At 59.3% G+C, this 17,894-nt stretch carries 19 protein-coding genes and 1 tRNA gene; 14 read left to right on the top strand and 6 right to left on the bottom strand.

All coding sequences use genetic code 11. The features are described from left to right. Window positions 1–8: 8 nt before the first annotated feature. Window positions 9–596: a deaminase gene (locus EX00_RS05055; protein WP_047454761.1), complete on the bottom strand. Its 588-nt coding sequence runs from the start codon at window positions 594–596 to the stop codon at window positions 9–11. Between the two features lie 289 nt (window positions 597–885). Between EX00_RS05055 and cysG the strand changes: the two genes are divergently transcribed. From cysG to EX00_RS05080, 5 genes are all read left to right on the top strand, one after another. Then, a complete protein-coding gene (gene cysG, locus EX00_RS05060; protein WP_202903695.1) occupies window positions 886–2,328 on the top strand; it encodes a siroheme synthase CysG in 1,443 nt (480 codons plus the stop codon). A gap of 4 nt (window positions 2,329–2,332) precedes the next feature. Continuing rightward, window positions 2,333–2,647 carry a DUF2849 domain-containing protein gene (locus tag EX00_RS05065; RefSeq protein WP_007693487.1) on the top strand — a complete coding sequence of 105 codons (315 nt, stop codon included), beginning with the start codon at window positions 2,333–2,335 and terminating at the stop codon, window positions 2,645–2,647. Between the two features lie 7 nt (window positions 2,648–2,654). After that, on the top strand, window positions 2,655–4,334 hold the full coding sequence (locus EX00_RS05070) for a nitrite/sulfite reductase (protein WP_047454765.1): 1,680 nt from the start codon (window positions 2,655–2,657) through the stop codon (window positions 4,332–4,334). Between the two features lie 10 nt (window positions 4,335–4,344). Next, window positions 4,345–4,857, top strand: a complete 513-nt coding sequence (locus EX00_RS05075) for a DUF934 domain-containing protein (protein ID WP_047454766.1) — start codon at window positions 4,345–4,347, stop codon at window positions 4,855–4,857. A 238-nt stretch (window positions 4,858–5,095) separates the two neighbouring features. Beyond that, entirely contained in the window at window positions 5,096–5,908 is an 813-nt protein-coding gene (locus EX00_RS05080; RefSeq protein ID WP_047454768.1) for a ferredoxin--NADP reductase, read from the top strand. A gap of 55 nt (window positions 5,909–5,963) precedes the next feature. On the opposite strand, the gene EX00_RS05085 is transcribed toward EX00_RS05080, so the two are convergent. The 3 genes from EX00_RS05085 to EX00_RS05095 form a co-directional block, all read right to left on the bottom strand. Continuing rightward, a complete protein-coding gene (locus EX00_RS05085; protein ID WP_047454770.1) occupies window positions 5,964–6,578 on the bottom strand; it encodes a GntR family transcriptional regulator in 615 nt (204 codons plus the stop codon). A 145-nt stretch (window positions 6,579–6,723) separates the two neighbouring features. Then, a complete protein-coding gene (locus EX00_RS05090; protein ID WP_047454772.1) occupies window positions 6,724–6,930 on the bottom strand; it encodes a hypothetical protein in 207 nt (68 codons plus the stop codon). Between the two features lie 165 nt (window positions 6,931–7,095). After that, complete coding sequence (locus tag EX00_RS05095; RefSeq protein WP_047454774.1) at window positions 7,096–7,344, bottom strand: GlsB/YeaQ/YmgE family stress response membrane protein; 249 nt, start codon at window positions 7,342–7,344, stop codon at window positions 7,096–7,098. 372 nt (window positions 7,345–7,716) lie between these two features. On the opposite strand from EX00_RS05095, the gene EX00_RS05100 reads away from it, so the two are divergent. Both EX00_RS05100 and EX00_RS05105 read left to right on the top strand, forming a co-directional pair. Continuing rightward, window positions 7,717–7,792: transfer RNA gene (locus EX00_RS05100), tRNA-Lys, on the top strand. Between the two features lie 257 nt (window positions 7,793–8,049). Next, complete coding sequence (locus tag EX00_RS05105; RefSeq protein WP_047454775.1) at window positions 8,050–8,307, top strand: DUF982 domain-containing protein; 258 nt, start codon at window positions 8,050–8,052, stop codon at window positions 8,305–8,307. A gap of 393 nt (window positions 8,308–8,700) precedes the next feature. Here EX00_RS05105 and EX00_RS05110 read toward each other — a convergent pair whose 3' ends face one another. Next, window positions 8,701–9,117 carry a hypothetical protein gene (locus EX00_RS05110; RefSeq protein WP_234708975.1) on the bottom strand — a complete coding sequence of 139 codons (417 nt, stop codon included), beginning with the start codon at window positions 9,115–9,117 and terminating at the stop codon, window positions 8,701–8,703. Window positions 9,118–9,376: 259 nt separating this feature from the next. On the opposite strand from EX00_RS05110, the gene EX00_RS05115 reads away from it, so the two are divergent. Together EX00_RS05115 and EX00_RS05120 are read left to right on the top strand one after the other, a co-directional pair. Further along, window positions 9,377–10,129, top strand: coding sequence for a cytochrome c biogenesis CcdA family protein (locus tag EX00_RS05115; RefSeq protein WP_047454778.1), 753 nt, complete (start codon window positions 9,377–9,379; stop codon window positions 10,127–10,129). Window positions 10,130–10,184: 55 nt separating this feature from the next. Then, window positions 10,185–11,147, top strand: a complete 963-nt coding sequence (locus EX00_RS05120; protein ID WP_047454780.1) for an AEC family transporter — start codon at window positions 10,185–10,187, stop codon at window positions 11,145–11,147. Here EX00_RS05120 and EX00_RS05125 read toward each other — a convergent pair. After that, the gene (locus tag EX00_RS05125) at window positions 11,124–12,326 is read right to left on the bottom strand and encodes a UbiH/UbiF family hydroxylase (RefSeq protein WP_047454783.1); all 1,203 of its coding nucleotides are present in this window, start codon (window positions 12,324–12,326) and stop codon (window positions 11,124–11,126) included. The genes EX00_RS05120 and EX00_RS05125 overlap by 24 nt on opposite strands. 214 nt (window positions 12,327–12,540) lie before the next feature. On the opposite strand from EX00_RS05125, the gene pcsA reads away from it, so the two are divergent. The 5 genes from pcsA to EX00_RS05150 are packed head-to-tail and all read left to right on the top strand — an operon-like array spanning window position 12,541 to window position 17,875. Continuing rightward, window positions 12,541–13,266, top strand: coding sequence for a phosphatidylcholine synthase (pcsA, locus tag EX00_RS05130; RefSeq protein ID WP_047454785.1), 726 nt, complete (start codon window positions 12,541–12,543; stop codon window positions 13,264–13,266). Window positions 13,267–13,278: 12 nt separating this feature from the next. Then, the gene (locus EX00_RS05135) at window positions 13,279–14,259 is read left to right on the top strand and encodes a quinone oxidoreductase family protein (RefSeq protein ID WP_047454787.1); all 981 of its coding nucleotides are present in this window, start codon (window positions 13,279–13,281) and stop codon (window positions 14,257–14,259) included. Between the two features lie 40 nt (window positions 14,260–14,299). Next, a complete protein-coding gene (locus EX00_RS05140) occupies window positions 14,300–15,874 on the top strand; it encodes an ABC transporter ATP-binding protein (RefSeq protein ID WP_047454789.1) in 1,575 nt (524 codons plus the stop codon). Further along, a complete protein-coding gene (locus EX00_RS05145; protein WP_047454793.1) occupies window positions 15,864–16,958 on the top strand; it encodes an ABC transporter permease in 1,095 nt (364 codons plus the stop codon). The genes EX00_RS05140 and EX00_RS05145 overlap by 11 nt, the downstream gene beginning before the upstream one ends. After that, window positions 16,955–17,875 (top strand): ABC transporter permease, encoded by a 921-nt coding sequence (locus tag EX00_RS05150; RefSeq protein WP_047454795.1) that lies wholly within the window; start codon window positions 16,955–16,957, stop codon window positions 17,873–17,875. Before EX00_RS05145 ends, EX00_RS05150 begins: the two co-directional genes overlap by 4 nt. Window positions 17,876–17,894: the final 19 nt, after the last annotated feature.

A 17,894-nucleotide genomic window follows, 5' to 3' on the forward strand; every position in this document is an offset into this window, starting at 1 on the left:
GGCCTTGATCAGTTCAGCGGAATGTCGTTGTCGCCCTTGGACGACTGGTAGCTGTCGGAGAGTGCGGCATAGGCGGCCTTGATGCGCGCCGTCTGTTCCTTGAGTGCCGTCTTCAATGGATACTCTTCCGTCTCGACCAGATCGGCAACTGCAAAGCTGTTCCAGAAGGCATTCTGCCGGCGATAGCCGCCGGGCTCCAGCCCGAAGACCTCTTTCAGGATCAGCAAGTCATGCGGAATTGCGAAGGCGTCGCGGGAATCCTCATGGCTGAAGAAATAATAGTAGTTGTCGAAGCCGGCCCAGGTGATCGCCGACATGCACATGGTACAGGGCTCATGGGTCGACAGGAAGATCAGGTCCTTGGTCGCGGGCTTGTCAACAAGCTCGTAAAACCGCTTCAGCGCGTGCACTTCACCGTGCCAGAGCGGATTTTCCAGCTCATTGTTGGTTTCGGCGACCACCAGTGACAGGTCGGACTTGCGAAGGATCGCCGCGCCGAATACCTTGTTTCCGGCGGCCACGCCTTTTTGTGTCAGCGGCAGGATATCATTCTCCATGACATCAAGCAGGCGGGTGGCAATGGTGTTTGCGGACAAGCGTCGTACTCCGTAGATTTTTTCTTAGCTTAGCGGCATTGCCGGCGCGGCGGAATGCGCAAATGACGTATAGACACCGTTGGCCACAGGCAATAAATCTATCTTTAGTGCCGAAAAGTCTTAAAAGTCTATAGATTTCCTGTGTTTATCTTGTGTCGAGGCTTCTGGTGAGTTTTGCTCAAATCCTGGAGATGTCGAGCAAAAGAATACGGACTTGCCGGAGCATTAGAATTTCTGTTTCTTCAATCTGATGGCCACAAAGGCGATATTCGGGCAATCTCGAAGTGGAATGATAATGCCTCCCAGGACTGACCAGCTCTCGGTGTTCCCAGCTTTCTTTCGCGTGGAAGGAAGGATCACGGCTGTCTTCGGGAATGGTGATGAGGCTTTTGCCAAGACGCGGCTTCTGATGAACACGCAGGCGAAGATCGTCGCCTATACCACGGCGCCGGAAGCTGACTATCATTCCTTCCTGATCGCCAACCGCATCGAAACCGTACGCAACGCTTTCTCTCCGGATCAGGTCAGGGGCGCTGCCCTGGTTTTCGCCGCCACCGGCGACGCCGAGGCTGACCGCGCGATCGTTGACGCGGCTCGCGCCGAGAGAATTCCGGCAAATGCCGTCGATCAGCCCGATTATTGCGATTTCTACACGCCGGCGCTCGTCAACCGCGCTCCGGTCGCCGTTGCCATTGGCACCGAAGGTGCTGGTCCCGTGCTGGCGCAGATGATCCGCGCCCAGATCGACCAGATGCTGTCGCCCTCGCTCGGCAAGCTCGCGGAACTGGCAACACGCTACCGTAAGCCCGTCGATCGCCTGGTGCCGCGTGGCGTCGCCCGCCGTGTCTTCTGGCGCCGCTTCTTTTCCGGTCCCGTCGCCGATGCCGTCAGTGCCGGCCACTTGCCGCAGGCCGAGTATGCCGCCGACAGCCTGTTGCACTCGGCGCATAAGGTCGAGGGCCATGTCTGGTTGGTCGGTGCCGGCCCTGGTGCGGAAGACCTACTGACGCTGCGCGCCCAGCGCGTGATGATGGAAGCCGACGTCATCGTCTATGACGCGCTCGTGCCGCAGGCGATCGTCGACATGGGACGCCGCGATGCCGAGCGTCTTTCAGTCGGCAAGCGCAAGGGCTGCCACAGCAAATCTCAGGAAGAGATCAACGAGCTGCTGGTGCAGCTTGGCCGTGACGGCAAGCGTGTCGTGCGGCTGAAATCCGGCGATCCACTGGTTTATGGCCGGGCGGGCGAGGAAATGGCCGCGATGCGTGCCGCCGGCGTGACCTATGAGATCGTTCCGGGCATCACCTCGGCCTTCGCCGCCGCCGCCGATTTCGAACTGCCGCTGACGCTGCGCGGTGTTGCATCGTCGCTGGTTTTCACCACGGGCCATGACCTGACTGGCGATGTGCTGCCGGATTGGGCAAGCCTTGCTATTTCCGGCGCGACCATCGCTGTCTATATGGGCCGCACGGTTGCCGCCTCCGTCGCCGGTCGTCTGATGGAAGCCGGGCTTCCGCCCGAGACCACGGTTGCCGTCATCGAGAACGCCAGCCGGCGCGACCGTCGCCTGATGCACGGCACATTGAAGGATCTGCCGGATCTGGAGCATCGCGACGAGCTGAGCGGTCCGGTCATGGTCATCATCGGCGAAGCCGTCGCCGGTGCCAATTTCGAACAGTCCGAGCCGCTGGTCCGTCAGGAGACCGTCGCTCAAGAATTTGCAAGGAGCTGATCCCATGGTCGACAAGGTTTTGACCGCCAACCGGCTGACCGATGGTGTTGCCGTCTGGTTGAATGCCAATGGCGAGTGGGTGACGTCCCTGCAGGAGTCGCTCGTTGCCCGTCATGCTGAAGCCGAGGCCGCGCTCGAGGCGATCGGCAAGCAGGCATATGCCGATAACAAGGTTGTCGACGTCAATCTGATCGAAGTTCAGGAAACCGGCGGCAAGCTTTGGCCGCTGCGCCTGCGCGAGCGTATCCGCGCCGAAGGTCCCACCATGGAATACGCGCCGGGCTATGCCGCCGCCGATCCGGAATTTATTGCAGTCTGAGGAAGCCATGTATCGCTACGACGAATTTGACCACGCCTTTGTCGCGGAACGCGTTGCCCAGTTCCGCGATCAGGTGGAGCGGCGCCTTTCGGGGGAACTCGCGGAAGACGCGTTCAAGCCGCTGCGCCTGATGAACGGCGTCTATCTGCAGCTGCATGCCTACATGCTGCGCATCGCCATTCCCTATGGCACGCTGAGCTCGCGCCAGATGCGCATGCTCGCCCATATCGCGCGCACCTATGACCGTGGCTATGGTCATTTCACTACCCGTCAGAACCTACAGTTCAACTGGCCGAAGCTCTCGGATATGCCGGACGTGCTGGCTGAACTGGCCTCTGTGGAAATGCATGCCATCCAGACCTCGGGCAATTGCATTCGCAATGTCACCGCCGACCATTTCGCCGGTGCCGCCGCCGATGAAGTTGCCGATCCGCGTCCCTATGCTGAGATCCTGCGCCAGTGGTCGTCGGTTCATCCGGAATTCTCCTTCCTGCCGCGCAAGTTCAAGATCGCCGTTACCGGCGCTGAGCGCGACCGCGCCGCAATCCAGGTGCACGATATTGGCCTGCATCTGAAGAAGAACGACAAGGGTGAGATCGGCTTTGCCGTCTATGTCGGCGGCGGGCAGGGCCGTACGCCGATGGTTGCCAAGTTGATCCGCGACTTCCTGCCGGAAGAGGATCTGCTGTCTTACACGACCGCCGTTATGCGCGTGTACAATCTCCATGGCCGCCGCGACAACAAGTACAAGGCGCGCATCAAGATCCTCGTGCATGAAACCGGTGCCGAAGAGCTGGCCCGTCAGGTCGAGGTCGAGTTTGCCAAGCTGAAGGACACCGAGCTGAAGCTCCCCGAGGCCGATGTTCAGGCGATCTCCGCCTATTTCGCGCCGCCGGCTCTGCCACAGCGCGCCGAAGGTTGGGAAAGCCTTGCCCGCTGGAAAAAGGCCGATCCGGACTTCGCCCGCTGGGTGCAGCAGAATGTGCAGCCGCACAAGAACCCCGACTACGGCATGGTGACGATCTCGCTGAAGCCGATCGGCGGTATTCCGGGCGATGCCTCGGATGTCCAGATGGATGTCGTCGCCGATATCGCCGAGGAATATGCCTTCGACGAAATCCGCGTCAGCCATGAACAGAACCTGATCCTGCCGCATGTGGCTCTCGCCGATCTCGAAGCCGTCTATCGTGGTCTGGTCGCCGTCGGGCTTGAAACCGCCAATGCCGGGCTGATCACGGATATCATTGCCTGTCCCGGGCTCGACTATTGCGCCCTTGCCAATGCCCGCTCGATCCCGCTCGCGCAGGAAATCTCCACGCGTTTCGGCTCGGCCGAGCGTCAGGCGGAGATTGGTGAGCTGAAGATCAAGATCTCGGGCTGCATCAACGCCTGCGGCCATCACCATGTCGGCCATATCGGCCTGCTCGGCGTCGAGAAGAAGGGTGCGGAACTCTATCAGATCACGCTCGGCGGCTCCGGCGACGAACACACCTCGATCGGTGAAATCATCGGCCGCGGCTTTGAGCCGAACAAGGTGACCGACGCCATCGAGACGATCGTCGACACTTATCTCGGCCTGCGCCTCGATCCGTCCGAAATCTTCCTCGATGCCTATCGGCGTGTCGGTCCGCAACCCTTCAAGGAAGCGCTCTACGGCTCGTCCTCGGCTTCGGCCGAGGCGGCGTAAGGAGATGACCATGACGAAGATTTGGCGCGAAACCGGTTTTGTCGAAAACGATCCCTGGGTTACCGAGACCGAGGAAGTCAAGGCGACCGAAGAGCAGAAGCCGCTGCTGAGCCTTGATGACCTGATTACCAAGGCTGAAGAGAGCAATGATATCGGCCTTGGCGTGGTGATCAAGCCGGCCGACGATGTGACGAAGCTGGAGCCCTATCTGGATCGGTTGGCTATCGTCGCTGTGGCTTTTCCGGCTTTCAGCGACGGTCGCGCCTTCAGCCACGCCTCGTTGCTGCGCGAGCGCCTCGGCTTTGCCAACGAGCTGCGCGCGGTCGGCGATGTGCTGATCGACCAGATTCCGTTGATGCTACGCGTCGGCATCGACAGTTTCGCGGTCACCAACGAGACGGCACTGAAGCGACTTTCGGAAAATCGCCTGCCGGGTATTCCGCATTACTATCAGCCGACGGCCCGGCCTGCCGCTGGCGGTGAGACCTATAGCTGGCGCCGTCAGGCGGCCAAGACGGCCTGATTCGGCCGTCATTCCAGGAGCGTGGCACTGGGATATACACCGGATGCCACATCCCTGGGGATGGCTGTATCTAGCCTGAGGGACCGCAGAAAACTTGACTATGGTACGCATATTTTATGCTGGCGCTGCCGGATGGAATGGAATGCCTTTAAATCCGCACTATAGTGTAATATCAGCCTCGCCTGACACAGACTGCCAAGAACGACGCCCACACGACGAATACGGGATCTGAGACCGAATGAACGCCCCCGCCAAGACCGAAGAATTTGTTTCCGCAGTACCATCAGGCGTTTTCGCCGAGAAGGTGCTGAGCGTGACGCATTATACCGACCGGCTCTTTCGTTTCACGATGACCCGGCCGCAGGGCTTCCGTTTCCGCTCGGGCGAATTCGCGATGATCGGTCTGATGGTCGACGGCAAGCCGCTTTACCGCGCTTATTCGATCGCAAGCCCGGCCTGGGCCGAAGAACTTGAGTTCTTCTCGATCAAGGTGCCGGACGGTCCGCTGACCTCGCATCTGCAGAACATCAAGCCGGGCGACGAAGTGCTGATGCGCAAGAAGCCGACAGGTACGTTGGTGCTTGACGCGCTGACGCCGGGCAAGCGGCTCTATATGTTCTCGACCGGCACCGGCATCGCGCCCTTCGCGAGCCTGATCCGCGATCCGGAAACCTATGAGAAGTTCGAGGAAGTGATCCTCACCCACACCACCCGCGATGTTGCCGAGCTGAAATATGGCTTCGATCTCGTGGAGGAAATCCGCAATGACGAGCTTTTGAGCGAGGTTGTCGGCGACAAGCTGCGCCACTATGCGACCGTCACCCGCGAAGATTATCCCTTCACGGGCCGCATCACCGATCTCATGGAAAACGGCAAGCTCTTTACTGATCTCGGTATTCCGGCGCTCGATCCCGAGATCGATCGCGGCATGATCTGCGGCTCCTCGGCGATGCTGAAGGATACCAAGGAATTGCTAGAAAAGGCGGGTCTCAATGAAGGCGCCAACAGCAAGCCGGCCGAATTTGTCATCGAGCGCGCTTTCGTCGGTTAAGAGCTTTTCCGATATTGGAACAGGAAAGGGCGGTCTTGGTAGCGAGGCCGCCTTTTCATATGCCGCTGAGATAGTCGATCAGCGTCGCCATCGCCTTGCCGGCGTCTTCGGCATTGCCCTGACGAATGGCGCGGATGACGCTGACGTGCAGCGCAATCGCCCGGTCCATACCATCAGGCGGCGCGGTGGAGTACCAGAGCCGCCGAGAGTGGGTCTGCACCGGACCGAGCGCCGCCGTGATGAAGCCATTCGGGCAGGCTTCCTCCAGGATTTCATCGAATGTCTTGTCGGCGGCGAAAAAGCCGGGCAGGTCGCCGGTGACGGCGCAATCCGTCATCAGGCGGGCGCATTCGAGCAATTGTTCGCGCTGCTGTTGGTTGGCGTTGACGGCAACCAGCGAAGCCGCGATCGGCTCCAGCTCGCGCCGGACCTGCATGACATGCATGTGGTCTTCCGCTCGGATCTCCGCGATCTGTAGTCCGACGCGCGGCCGCACATGGATCAGCCCTTGCCATGCCAGCTTCTGGATCGCCTCGCGTACCGGTGTGCGCCCATGGCCCGCCAGCTCGATCAACTGCTTTTCCGTCACCAGTGCACCGGGCTTCAGCGCCAGCGTGACGATCAGGTGCTCCAGGGCGAGATAAGCGAGGTGGCTTTGCGAATTCTGCATTCTCAGCCGATTCCATGTCCAGTCTGATATATTACATTCTGGCATGTCGCATTTGCGATGGCAAACCGCCATCATATGCCTCATTCCGGCCGCAGCGGCAAAGGGGGCCGGGTGAAAGCCTGGCTTCCCGCCGCTATTATATCGATCAATGACCGATGGCAGAAGCAAGGCTCGGCGGTTTCCGCTTGGCCGCCATCAGCAGATCCAGTTCGGTGGCCGATGGGCCGAACTTGTCGAAAAGGCGCTTAGCCTCTTTGTCGTCGAGGCGATATTTTCGCGCGAATTCAGCAATGCTATAGGGGCGACCGCGCAGCACCTTTCGGCTCGGCGTCTGATGGGCGCTTTCCGTCATGCTTTCAACCTCCTCTTTGGTTCCGCTTTCGTACCTAGTGCTTTTAGTGAGGTTGAAAAGGGTTTTGCCTGGCGAAGCGGCCTGTAAGAGCAATAAAAAAGGGAAGGCGGTTGTCCCGTCTTCCCTTCTGTCCCCACTCTCGATGAGCTTGCGCCCATACGGTGTCTATCGCCTGATCAGTCTGCCGACGAAGATCAGGATGCATGCACCGATAAAGCCGGTGATGAGATAGTTGACCAGGGCGTTGAAGGGCAGCGTAAGGCCCAAAATCCCGAAAAGCCAACTGGCAACGAGCGCACCTACAATGCCGAGGACGATGTTCATGATAATGCCGGTATCGCTTTTCATGATCATTTCAGCGAACCAGCCGGCAAGGCCACCAATAACAATAGCTGCAATCCAACCGACTTCCATAAGGTCCTCCTGAGACTCGGTGGGTTGTTCACAAATGCTGATATACACCAAAAGCGATTCGTGCGGCAAACAATTGCGCGCGCTCGTGGTCGAGACCGTTCACTACAATCCGGATTATTAACGGTTATTGCTCCGATTAGCCCGCTATGCCGGGATGAATTCCAATATGGACAAGATATTTTCTCGACCCGCGAGGGCGCGACTTTCGGCCGATCCCGGCGATTCCGCCGATAGCGCGGACAGGTTTTGCGACTTCAATCCGCGGAAAAGCATTTTGCGACGCCGCAACGGCGATTTTATGGGTTGACCGCAATAGGGCGTCTGCATATGTTCCGCGCACTTCCAGCCGGGGTGTTACCACCCGCGGACGGGGAGAGCGTAGCTCAGCTGGTAGAGCAACTGACTTTTAATCAGTAGGTCTCGGGTTCGAACCCCGACGCTCTCACCAAGGCCTTTTCAAAGGCTTGTTTGGTGAAGTTAATCCAAGAGATAATGATCTTTTTCCGCTTGGGGTAACGCCGCCGCCAACGAAAAGACTTGCGTATTTGATCAAACGCAACGGCCGCGTTTGCGACGTCGATGCATTGCCTGATCAACTTTTAGGCTTCCCAGCGCGCCTTGAACCATCCTGAGCATGTTGGCCGCATTTCCTGGAATGCCTTTTGCAAGGTTACCAGCATCTTTAGGTTTTTGAGGTAACGAGTCTTGGAACGAAACACTTTACGACCATTTCCGGCCGCCGTAACGCTGGTGATGAGCGACACCGGTGGATATAGACGTGTCAATACGGCACAGGATGCGACTGAGACGCTGCTGGACCATTGGCCGATTAGGGATGGCGAAGCGTATCTGACGGCGATCCAGGCATGTCTCGACGCGATAATGGAACGCACTCACCCGCAAACTGCCCGAAATGCCTTTATCAAGGCGGCAGAAGAAGCTGGGGTATCCCTGTTGCAGTGAGGTCGGGCTGAGGCGTGGCGGCTGTTTATATTCGAGCTCTTATTTTGCTTACGGAAACACGGTTGATCGTTCCTGCTAGCTTTTCACCCTGAAGCCATTCCAGACAAACAGGAAGGTTTCATAGGGAAAGAGAAATCGCCCAGATACAAAGAATATTCTATTTCCGGAGGCGTCGGGCTTATTGAGAAGCTCGTTCAAAATCCCGGGAAGGCAAAATCCAAAAAATATCGAAACGCCATAGAATATTCTCACGTCGAAGAAGGATGGTATGCAAACAATGGCAACCAGAAAACATCTATAGCCATCGATGCCAACACAGTTGAAAAGCTTATTCATGATCTGCCCCGGGCTTTGATGTAGCAAGACGCGCTCGCATAGCGCTACGGATTTGGCCTAGTTCCGCATTCGATCGATGATATCGACTCTCTCGCAAGTCCCGGTAGCCGGGACGAGATCGAGCTTGTCGCCGACGGCGAAATGGTCTCTTGGCTCGCCGATCCTCTTCGTAATCTCACAGTCGAATGATTTTCCGTTGTGGGTGCGTGTGAAGGCAACCTTGCCAACAGCGTAGACGTGAACCGTGCCATCATCACGTACCGTCTCCTCCCACAGCGCCGTTATCGTCCCCACGGCATGAGGAAAATGGGATACCCGCCATGACCAGAGACCACCAATAAGAAATCCGCAACCGATCATGAAGATGAGTACGACAAATAAACCGACATACATTGCCGGGCCGTCTTTATCGTCCGAGGCGCCGCGGGGCGTATAGTTGGTGAATGCAAACAGGATTTGTGATAGCCAATCCATATTTTAGCGTGCGTCCTTCAGTCGCTCGGATCGTCTTGCGGCCGACGCGAGTTTTTTTACAGTAGGTCTTGGGTTCGAACCCAACGCTCTCACCATTTTCGATATCGTCCCAGCCAAAGCCCTTGTAGGAAATCTGTGTTTCCCGCGTTCGATGCGTTTCAGCGTCCACTTTGCTCCGCCTCGCCCCTCAAAAAGGTGATTGGCCTTCCGCCTCCCGCGCAGCTAGTAAGGCGGCAGAATGACATAGCCGGAGTCCATCGTGTCGCTTGCCGATATCTCGCTTCTCAGTGCCTTGCTCGCCGGAGCGCTTTCGTTTCTGTCGCCCTGCGTCCTGCCGCTGGTGCCGCCTTATCTCTGTTATATGGCCGGCATTTCCGTCGAGCAGTTTCGGGGCGGTGGAGCGGCGGTAGCGAGCGGGCCGAGTGTCCGTGGCAATGTGCTGTTTTCCGCTTTGTTTTTCACCCTCGGCTTTGCGACCGTCTTCATCGCGCTGGGCGCCGGCGCCTCGTCGATCGGTATGTTGCTGCGCCAGCATCTTGATATTCTTGCCAAGATCGGCGGCCTGATCATCGTCATCATGGGCCTGAATTTCCTCGGTGTTTTCCGGCTTGGCATTCTGGCGCGCGAGGCGCGGTTTCAAGGTAGCGGCAAGCCGGCGACGCTGACCGGCGCCTATATCATGGGCCTCGCCTTCGCTTTTGGCTGGACGCCCTGCATCGGCCCGGTGCTAGGGGCCATCCTCGGAGTAGCGGCATCGCGCGAGACGATCGGCGCCGGCGCCGGGCTGCTTGCTATCTATTCGCTGGGTCTTGCCATTCCCTTCTGGATCGCCGCCGGCTTTTCCGGTGCCTTCATGAGCTTCCTGGTTCGCTTTCGCCGTCATCTCGGCACCGTCGAGAAGGTCATGGGCGGGTTTTTGGTGCTGACTGGCTTGGCTTTCATATTCGGCTATGTCAGCGATATGGCGATCTGGTTTCAGCAGACCTTTCCAATCTTGATGAAAATCGGTTAAGCCGGACGTCCTCGTTTTCATCATCAGAGTGGAAAATGCCCGATGGCTGACCCCGATGGCTGACATAGTCGGTCTGTTGTTGCCCTTCTTCGGCCTGATCCTGATCGGTTACATAGCCGCACGTATCACGAAACAGCCGGCCGAAGCGCTTGGCTGGCTCAATACCTTCATCATCTATGCTGCTCTGCCGGCCCTGTTCTTCAAGCTCGTTTCGCAAACTCCGATCGAGCAGCTGACGCGTGTCGATTTCATCGTCGCCGACATTGCCGCGACCTATTCGATCTTCCTGCTGGTGTTTTTGGTCGGTCGCGTCCTGCGCCGCAACTCACTGGCGGACAGCACGATCCAGGCCTTTGCCGGCGCCTATGGCAATATCGGCTACATGGGGCCGGGTCTGGCATTGCTGGCGCTCGGCGAGAAGGCGGCCGTTCCCGTGGCTCTGATCGTCTGCTTCGAGAACGCGCTGCATTTTATCGTCGCTCCGGCGCTGATGGCCATCGAGGGCGGCGACAAGCGTTCACCGGGCCGCGTTGCCGCCGATATCGCCAGGAAGGTGCTGCTTCACCCCTTCATTCTGTCGACCGCTTTCGGTTTTGCGGCTGCTGCCTTTTCGGTCCACCAGCCGGTCGCCTTCCAGCGCTTTGTCGATTATCTCGCTCAGGCCGCCGCCCCTTGCGCGCTGTTCGCCATGGGCGTGACGCTCGCCCTTCGGCCGCTGAAGCGCATTCCGGCCGAGATTGGCTATATCGTGCCGGCCAAGCTCATCCTGCATCCGCTGATGGTCTATCTCGTGTTGCAAATGGTCGGTGGCTTCGATCCGATCTGGATCGAATCGGCGGTACTGCTCGCAGCCCTCCCGACGGCGACGAATGTTTTCGTCATCGGCCAGCAATATGGCGTCTGGCAGGAGCGGGCGTCCGCCACCATCCTGATCACCACGGCTTGCTCCGTGGTGACGGTGTCGCTGCTGCTCTACCTGATCAAGTCCGGCACCTTACCGGCGCAGCTTTTCCCGTAGCATCGAGGAGAAGCCGCGCAGGCCGCCGCCGGGCTCGATACCCTCGCGCATGACGACGTTGCGCAGCGGCGGGATGGCCGAGAGGACATGCAGGCCCGCGGCCCGGAGCATCTGCACCGGCAGGAAATCCGACAGGAGCGAGCGGTTCAGCAGATCGACGCTTGCCGTCCGGCTGAGGATATCGGTGCGCCGCTTGCGGTCGAAACTGTCCCCGGCGGAGGCCGCAATCGGCTGATCGGCGCGGTCGCAGAGAACATCGGTCAGCGCCAGGATGTCGCGCAGGCTGAGGTTCAGGCCCTGTGCACCAATCGGCGGGAAAACATGGGCTGACTCGCCGATCAGCGCGGCGCGACCCTTGCCGAAGCGATGGGCCGTCATGCCGGAGAGTGGCCAGACCTGCACATTATCCTCGACCGTCACCTTGCCGAGCATCGACTGCATGCGCTCCTCGATCAACAGCCCGAGTTCCTCGAGTGATTTCTCCGCATTGGCGGCAGCTTCCGCCGGTTTTTGCACCCAGACGAGACTGGAGCGGTTGCCGGGCAGGGGAACCTGCGTGAACGGCCCGCTCTCGGTGTGAAACTCCGTCGAGATGTTCTGATGTGGCAGGGAATGCGCGAAGTTCAGCACCATGGCCGATTGCGGATAGGACCAGCTCTTGACCTTGATCCCGAGCGTTTCCCGTATCGTCGAATTGCGCCCGTCCGCGCCGACCACGAAGCTAGCTTCGACGGTATCGCCATCTTCGAGCGTGATGGTAACGCCATCGTCGCGGATGGTAACCTCGGACGCGGTCGTCTCGATGAGCATGATATTGCCCTCGGCCCTGACGGCTTCGCTGAGGCTGCCGAGCAGCACGGCGTTCGGGATATTGTAGCCAAAGGCGTCGAGGCCGATTTCCGAGGCGCGGAAGGAAACGGTCGGTGCGCGCAACAGCCGCGCCGTGCCGTCGATGATCTGCATCGTCGTCAATGCCGCAGTGGACGGCGCGATCTTCTCCCACAGCGCCAGCCGCTCCAGGAAACGAATCGATTGGTCCATCAGCGCCGTGGTCCGCTGATCCGCCTTGCTGTAGGGCGCGGCCACGAGGGCGACGGATCTTCCGCCGCGCGCGAGCGCGATCGCGGCCACCATGCCTGCCAGACCGCCGCCGATGACGGCCACTTCAACCTGCTTCATATCGATGCCTCAATTGTCTTCCGTTCTGAAAATAAGCACTTAGCCTGTTGAAATCCATGGGATGAAACATCGCAGTGGGTGAAAATGACAGGAACACGCTATAGCGTGCCCAGGAAATAGAGCTTTTGCGCTGGCGGTACCGGGCAAAGGATGCATATTAGCAAGAAAAATCATCTGCCGGGGCAGGTGAATAAACAGTCGAGCAGTGGGGCGGATGAAAGTCTTCAATTATAAGCGGGTGCCTTATGCGGAGATTCGTGCCTTCTCCGTACATATATTGACGGCATCCGGCTCTTTTCTCGCCTTTCTCGGCGTTGTCGCCGCAGCGGAGCATCGCTTTGTCGACATGTTCTGGTGGCTCGGCCTGGCGCTGCTCGTCGATGGTATCGATGGGCCGATCGCCCGCAAGGTCCGCGTCAAGGAAGTGCTGCCCAATTGGTCCGGCGACACGCTCGACAATATCATCGACTATGTGACTTATGTGCTGCTGCCGGCCTTCGCGCTTTATGAAAGCGGCATGATCGGCGAGCCCTGGTCCTTCGTGGCCGCCGGCATGATCGTCGTCTCCAGCGCCATCTATTATGCCGATACTGGCATGAAGACGGATGAATATTTCTTCTCCGGTTTCCCCGTTGTCTGGAACATGGTGGTCTTCACTCTGTTCGTCATAGGCGCCAATGCGACCACCGCCATGATTGTCGTCGGCGTCTCTGTCGTCCTGACCTTCCTGCCGATCAATTTTCTGCATCCAGTGCGCGTCAAGCGGCTGCGGCCGCTCAATCTCGGCATCTTCCTGTTCTGGTCCGCGCTCGGGGTCTATTCGCTGCTGATGCATTTCGTCATGCCGCACTGGGCCGTTGTCCTGTTTGTCCTCAGCGGTATCTATCTCTATTGTATCGGTGGCGTATTGCAGTTTTTTCCATCCCTCGGGCGTCAGTAGGATTTGCGCGTCATGAAGAAGACCCAGGCCATTCGCATCCATCAAAACGGCGGTCCTGAAGTCATGAAGCTGGAGGAGGTGGACCTGCCGCCTCCGGGCACCGGCGAGGTGCAGATCCGCCATGCCGCGATCGGGCTGAATTTCATCGACGTCTACTTCCGTTCCGGCCTTTACAAGGCGCCGTACTCTCCGTTGCCGCTCGGCAAGGAAGCGGCCGGCACGATCACCGCCATTGGTTCCGGCGTGACCGACTTTGCTGTCGGCGATCGGGTTGCCTATGTCGGCAGTGACGGCGCCTACAGTGTCGAGCGCAATATCGAGACACGCCATCTCGTCAAGGTTCCCGACGATATTCCGCTCGAGACCGCCGGCGTGATGATGCTGAAGGGGATGACGGTCGAATATCTGCTCAACCGCACCTTCAAGGTCGGTCCCGGAACAGTGTTGCTATTTCATGCGGCGGCAGGCGGCGTCGGACTGATCGCCGGACAATGGGCGAAAGCCCTCGGCGCCACCGTGATCGGAACGGCTGGCTCGCCGGAGAAGGTCAAGCTGGCGCTTGAACATGGCTATGACCATGTCATCGACTACAGCCGCGAAAACTTCGCCGAGCGTGTCAAGGAGATCACTGGCGGCAAGGGCGTCGATGTCGTCTATGACTCGGTCGGCCGGGATACGTTTCCACAGTCTCTTGATTGCCTGAAGCCGCGCGGCCTGTGGGTAACCTTCGGTCAGTCCTCCGGTCCGATAGAGAATTTTAACCTTGCTATCCTCAATCAGAAGGGCTCGCTTTTCGCCACAAGGCCAAGTCTTTTCGCCTATATCGGCACGCCTGAAGAGTTGAGAGCCAGTGCGGACGCATTATTTGCTGTTGTGCAAAGCAGCAAAGTGCGTATCAATATCAGCCAGACCTATCCGTTGAGCGATGCAGGGCGCGCGCACTCGGATCTGGAATCAAGAAAAACGAGTGGAACTACGCTGCTGATCCCATAGATCCAAAAGGGCGGATTGTTGGGAAAGAAATGAGGGGAATGTGTCGTCATCCGATATGCCGGCAGCCGGTGCGTTATTGTCGGTTCGAAAACTGACGAAGCTGTTCGGTAGCTTTGCTGCCTGTAATGAAATTGATCTGGAAATCCAGCCGGGCGAGATTCACGCTCTGCTCGGCGAAAACGGCGCAGGCAAATCCACTCTCGTGAAGATGCTGTTCGGCGTTCTGGAGCCGACCGAGGGCGAGATCGTCTGGCAGGGGAAACCTGTGTCCATCGTTTCGCCGGGCGCCGCGCGCAAGCTCGGCATCGGCATGGTATTCCAGCATTTCTCACTGTTCGAGGCGCTGACCGTCGCTGAGAATATTGCTCTTTCCCTGGATGACAGCGTTCCGATCGGGAAGATCGTCGAGGAGGCCGCCAGCCTGTCACGCGCCTATGGCCTGCCGCTCGATCCGCACGCCCATGTCGCCGATCTCTCCGTTGGTGAGCGCCAGCGCATCGAGATCGTACGCGCGCTGTTGCAGAACCCGAAGCTGATCATTCTCGACGAGCCGACCTCGGTGCTGACGCCGCAGGAAGCCGATCGCCTGTTCGAGACATTGTTCCAGCTCAGGGATGAAGGCCGCTCGGTCCTCTATATCAGCCATCGCCTGGAGGAAGTGCAGCGCATCTGTTCACGCGCCACCGTGCTGCGTCATGGCAAGGTGACCGGCGCCTGCGACCCCCGGCAGGAAACGACCGGCTCGCTCGCGCGCATGATGGTCGGCAGCGATGTTGCCAGCGTTCAGCATGAAGGCCTTGGCAAGAAGGGCGATATCCAACTGGAAGTGGCGGGTCTCAACGTGCCGGCACGCACGCCGTTTGCGATATCGCTGAAGGATATTTCGTTCCGCGTCCGCGCCGGTGAAATTCTGGCGATCGCCGGTGTTGCCGGCAACGGGCAGGGGGAGCTGTTCGACGTCATCTCCGGCGAGCATACCGTACCCTCGGACGATCTCATCCAGGTGCGCGGCCAGTCTGTCGGCACCAAGGGTATCAATGCGCGTCGCCTGCTCGGTGCTGGCTTCGTGCCGGAAGAGCGTCAGGGTCATGCCGCGGTGACGGGCCTGAAGCTGTCGGACAATCTGGTGCTTGCGCGCGCGCAATCGGATCGCAAGGCCTTTCTCGGCGGTGGTTTCCTGAAGGTGATCCGCCACGGTGCGGTCAAGCAGGCAACCAAGCGGATTTGCGAGGCCATGGATGTGCGCAAGAGCGGCGAGGACCCGGCCGCCGGCGCGCTTTCGGGCGGCAACCTGCAGAAGTTCATCGTCGGCCGCGAGCTGGATCGCCAACCGACCGTGCTGGTCGTCAATCAGCCGACTTGGGGCGTCGACGCAGGCGCTGCGAGCCGCATCCGTCAGGCGCTGGTCGATCTTGCCCGCGGCGGCTCGGCCGTGCTTGTCATCAGCCAGGATCTCGACGAGATCTTCGAGGTGGCGACTGATATTGCCGTGATTTCCGAAGGGCGCCTGTCGCCGGCCTATCCGGCGAATGAACTGACACGGGAAAAGATCGGTCTGCTGATGGGCGGCCAGCATGAATCCAAGACCCATTCGGAGCCCGCGCATGCGCATTGAACTCGAAAAGCGCCCGCAGGCGTCGAAGCTTTACGGGGTCGTATCGCCGCTGCTCGCGCTGGTTTTGATGCTGATCGCCGGCGGTATCATGTTCTGGATGCTCGGCAAGGACCCGCTGGATTCGCTCGAGGCCCTGCTCATCGAGCCGCTGTTCGATCCCTGGTCGCTGAACGAGCTTGCGAAGAAAGCTGGGCCGCTGATCCTGATCGCTGTGGGCCTGTCGGTCTGCTATCGCTCCAACAACTGGAATATCGGCGCGGAAGGCCAATATAGCGTCGGCGCCATATTCGGCTCCGTCATTCCTGTCTATTTCTACGATTGGCATTCGCCGCTGCTGCTGCCACTGATCATGATCTGTGGAGCTATCGGCGGCGCGCTTTATGCCTCCATTCCGGCGCTTCTGAAGACACATTTCAACACCAACGAAATCCTGACCAGCCTGATGCTGACCTACGTCGCCCAGCTTTTCCTGGATTGGCTGACGCGTGGCCCCTGGCGCAACCCGGATGGCCACGGTTTCTACGGAACGCGCGACTTCGTTCCGGAAGGCATGCTGCCGCCGATCTGGGATGACACCATCACCGCGCATTGGGGCTTCGTCTTTGCGATCGTCGCGGCCATCCTCCTCTGGTTCATGATGCGCTATACGCTGAAGGGCTTCGAGGTGGTCGTGCTCGGACAGTCCGAGCGGGCAGGGCGTTTCGCCGGCTTCTCGCCGAAGAAGATGGTCTGGTTCGCCTTCCTGCTGTCCGGCGCGCTTGCCGGTCTCGCCGGCATCTCCGAGGTTTCCGGCACCATCGGTCATCTGCAACCGTCGATCTCGCCCGGCTATGGCTTCACTGCGATCATCGTCGCCTATCTCGGCCGCCTCAATCCGCTCGGCCTCATCGCATCCGGTCTGGTGCTGGCGCTGACCTATATCGGCGGTGAAGGCGCGCAATTGACCATCGGCGTTTCCGACAAGGTGACCAGCGTCTTTCAGGGCTTCCTGTTGTTCTTCGTACTGTCCTGCGACGCGCTGATCTATTACAAGATTCGCTTCGTCCGCTCGCGGGCGCACATCAAGGCAGGAGGCGCGGCATGACTTTTTTTGAAGCCGTTCTCCTGACGATCATCACGGCGGCAACGCCACTGGTCATCGCCGCTATCGGTGAGTTGGTGACCGAGCGTGCCGGCGTGCTCAATCTCGGCGTCGAGGGCATGATGATCATGGGATCGGTCGGCGCTTTCGCCGCCGCCCAGATCAGCGGGTCTCCCTACCTCGGTCTTGTTGCTGGTGTCGCCTCCGGCGCACTGTTCTCGCTGCTTTTCGCCTTCCTGACACTGACGCTGGTAAGCAATCAGGTGGCGACTGGTCTAGCGCTGACGATTCTCGGGCTTGGTGTGTCCGGTATGATCGGCGAAGGCTATGTCGGCGTGCCGGGCATCCGTCTGCTGCCGATCGAAATCCCGGTCCTGTCGCAGATACCCTATATCGGCACCGTGCTGTTCAAGCAGGATATTGTCTTCTATCTGTCGATCATCCTGGTGATCGCGGTCAACTGGTTCCTGTTCCGCAGCCGCGCCGGGCTCAAGCTTCGCTCCATCGGCGACAATCACGCCTCGGCCCACGCGCTCGGCATCAATGTCATCCGCACGCGCTATCTAGCCGTCATGTTCGGTGGAGCCTGCGCGGGGCTCGCCGGGGCGCAGCTATCGCTGATCTATACGCCGCAATGGACGGAAAGCATGTCCGGTGGCCGTGGCTGGATCGCGCTTGCCTTGGTCGTCTTCGCCTCCTGGCGCCCGTGGCGCATCCTCATCGGTGGCTATCTCTTCGGCGCCGTCACCATCCTGCAACTGCACGCACAGGCATTCGGCATTGGCGTGCCGTCACAATTTCTCTCGATGCTGCCGTATCTTTCCACGGTTGTCGTCCTGGTCATTATCTCTCAAAATCGGCGTGCGACGTTGATCAATACGCCGGCATCGCTCGGCAAGCCTTTCGTGCCGGATCGATGAACAATCAAAAGACGGGCTA

It is taken from the genome of Martinezella rhizogenes (assembly GCF_000799715.1).
GTDB lineage: Bacteria > Pseudomonadota > Alphaproteobacteria > Rhizobiales > Rhizobiaceae > Rhizobium > Rhizobium rhizogenes_C.

Bases quoted from the DNA above. Each gene is read 5' to 3' on its own strand.
- EX00_RS05125 (WP_047454783.1), bottom strand. From the start codon at position 12,326: ATGAAGCAGGTTGAAGTGGCCGTCATCGGCGGCGGTCTGGCAGGCATG.
- cysG (WP_202903695.1), top strand. From the start codon at position 886: ATGATAATGCCTCCCAGGACTGACCAGCTCTCGGTGTTCCCAGCTTTC.
- EX00_RS05095 (WP_047454774.1), bottom strand. From the start codon at position 7,344: ATGGAAGTCGGTTGGATTGCAGCTATTGTTATTGGTGGCCTTGCCGGC.
- EX00_RS05120 (WP_047454780.1), top strand. From the start codon at position 10,185: ATGGCTGACATAGTCGGTCTGTTGTTGCCCTTCTTCGGCCTGATCCTG.
- EX00_RS05085 (WP_047454770.1), bottom strand. From the start codon at position 6,578: ATGCAGAATTCGCAAAGCCACCTCGCTTATCTCGCCCTGGAGCACCTG.
- EX00_RS05075 (WP_047454766.1), top strand. From the start codon at position 4,345: ATGACGAAGATTTGGCGCGAAACCGGTTTTGTCGAAAACGATCCCTGG.
- EX00_RS05145 (WP_047454793.1), top strand. From the start codon at position 15,864: ATGCGCATTGAACTCGAAAAGCGCCCGCAGGCGTCGAAGCTTTACGGG.
- EX00_RS05090 (WP_047454772.1), bottom strand. From the start codon at position 6,930: ATGACGGAAAGCGCCCATCAGACGCCGAGCCGAAAGGTGCTGCGCGGT.
- EX00_RS05135 (WP_047454787.1), top strand. From the start codon at position 13,279: ATGAAGAAGACCCAGGCCATTCGCATCCATCAAAACGGCGGTCCTGAA.
- EX00_RS05070 (WP_047454765.1), top strand. From the start codon at position 2,655: ATGTATCGCTACGACGAATTTGACCACGCCTTTGTCGCGGAACGCGTT.
- EX00_RS05080 (WP_047454768.1), top strand. From the start codon at position 5,096: ATGAACGCCCCCGCCAAGACCGAAGAATTTGTTTCCGCAGTACCATCA.
- pcsA (WP_047454785.1), top strand. From the start codon at position 12,541: ATGAAAGTCTTCAATTATAAGCGGGTGCCTTATGCGGAGATTCGTGCC.
- EX00_RS05065 (WP_007693487.1), top strand. From the start codon at position 2,333: ATGGTCGACAAGGTTTTGACCGCCAACCGGCTGACCGATGGTGTTGCC.
- EX00_RS05110 (WP_234708975.1), bottom strand. From the start codon at position 9,117: ATGGATTGGCTATCACAAATCCTGTTTGCATTCACCAACTATACGCCC.
- EX00_RS05150 (WP_047454795.1), top strand. From the start codon at position 16,955: ATGACTTTTTTTGAAGCCGTTCTCCTGACGATCATCACGGCGGCAACG.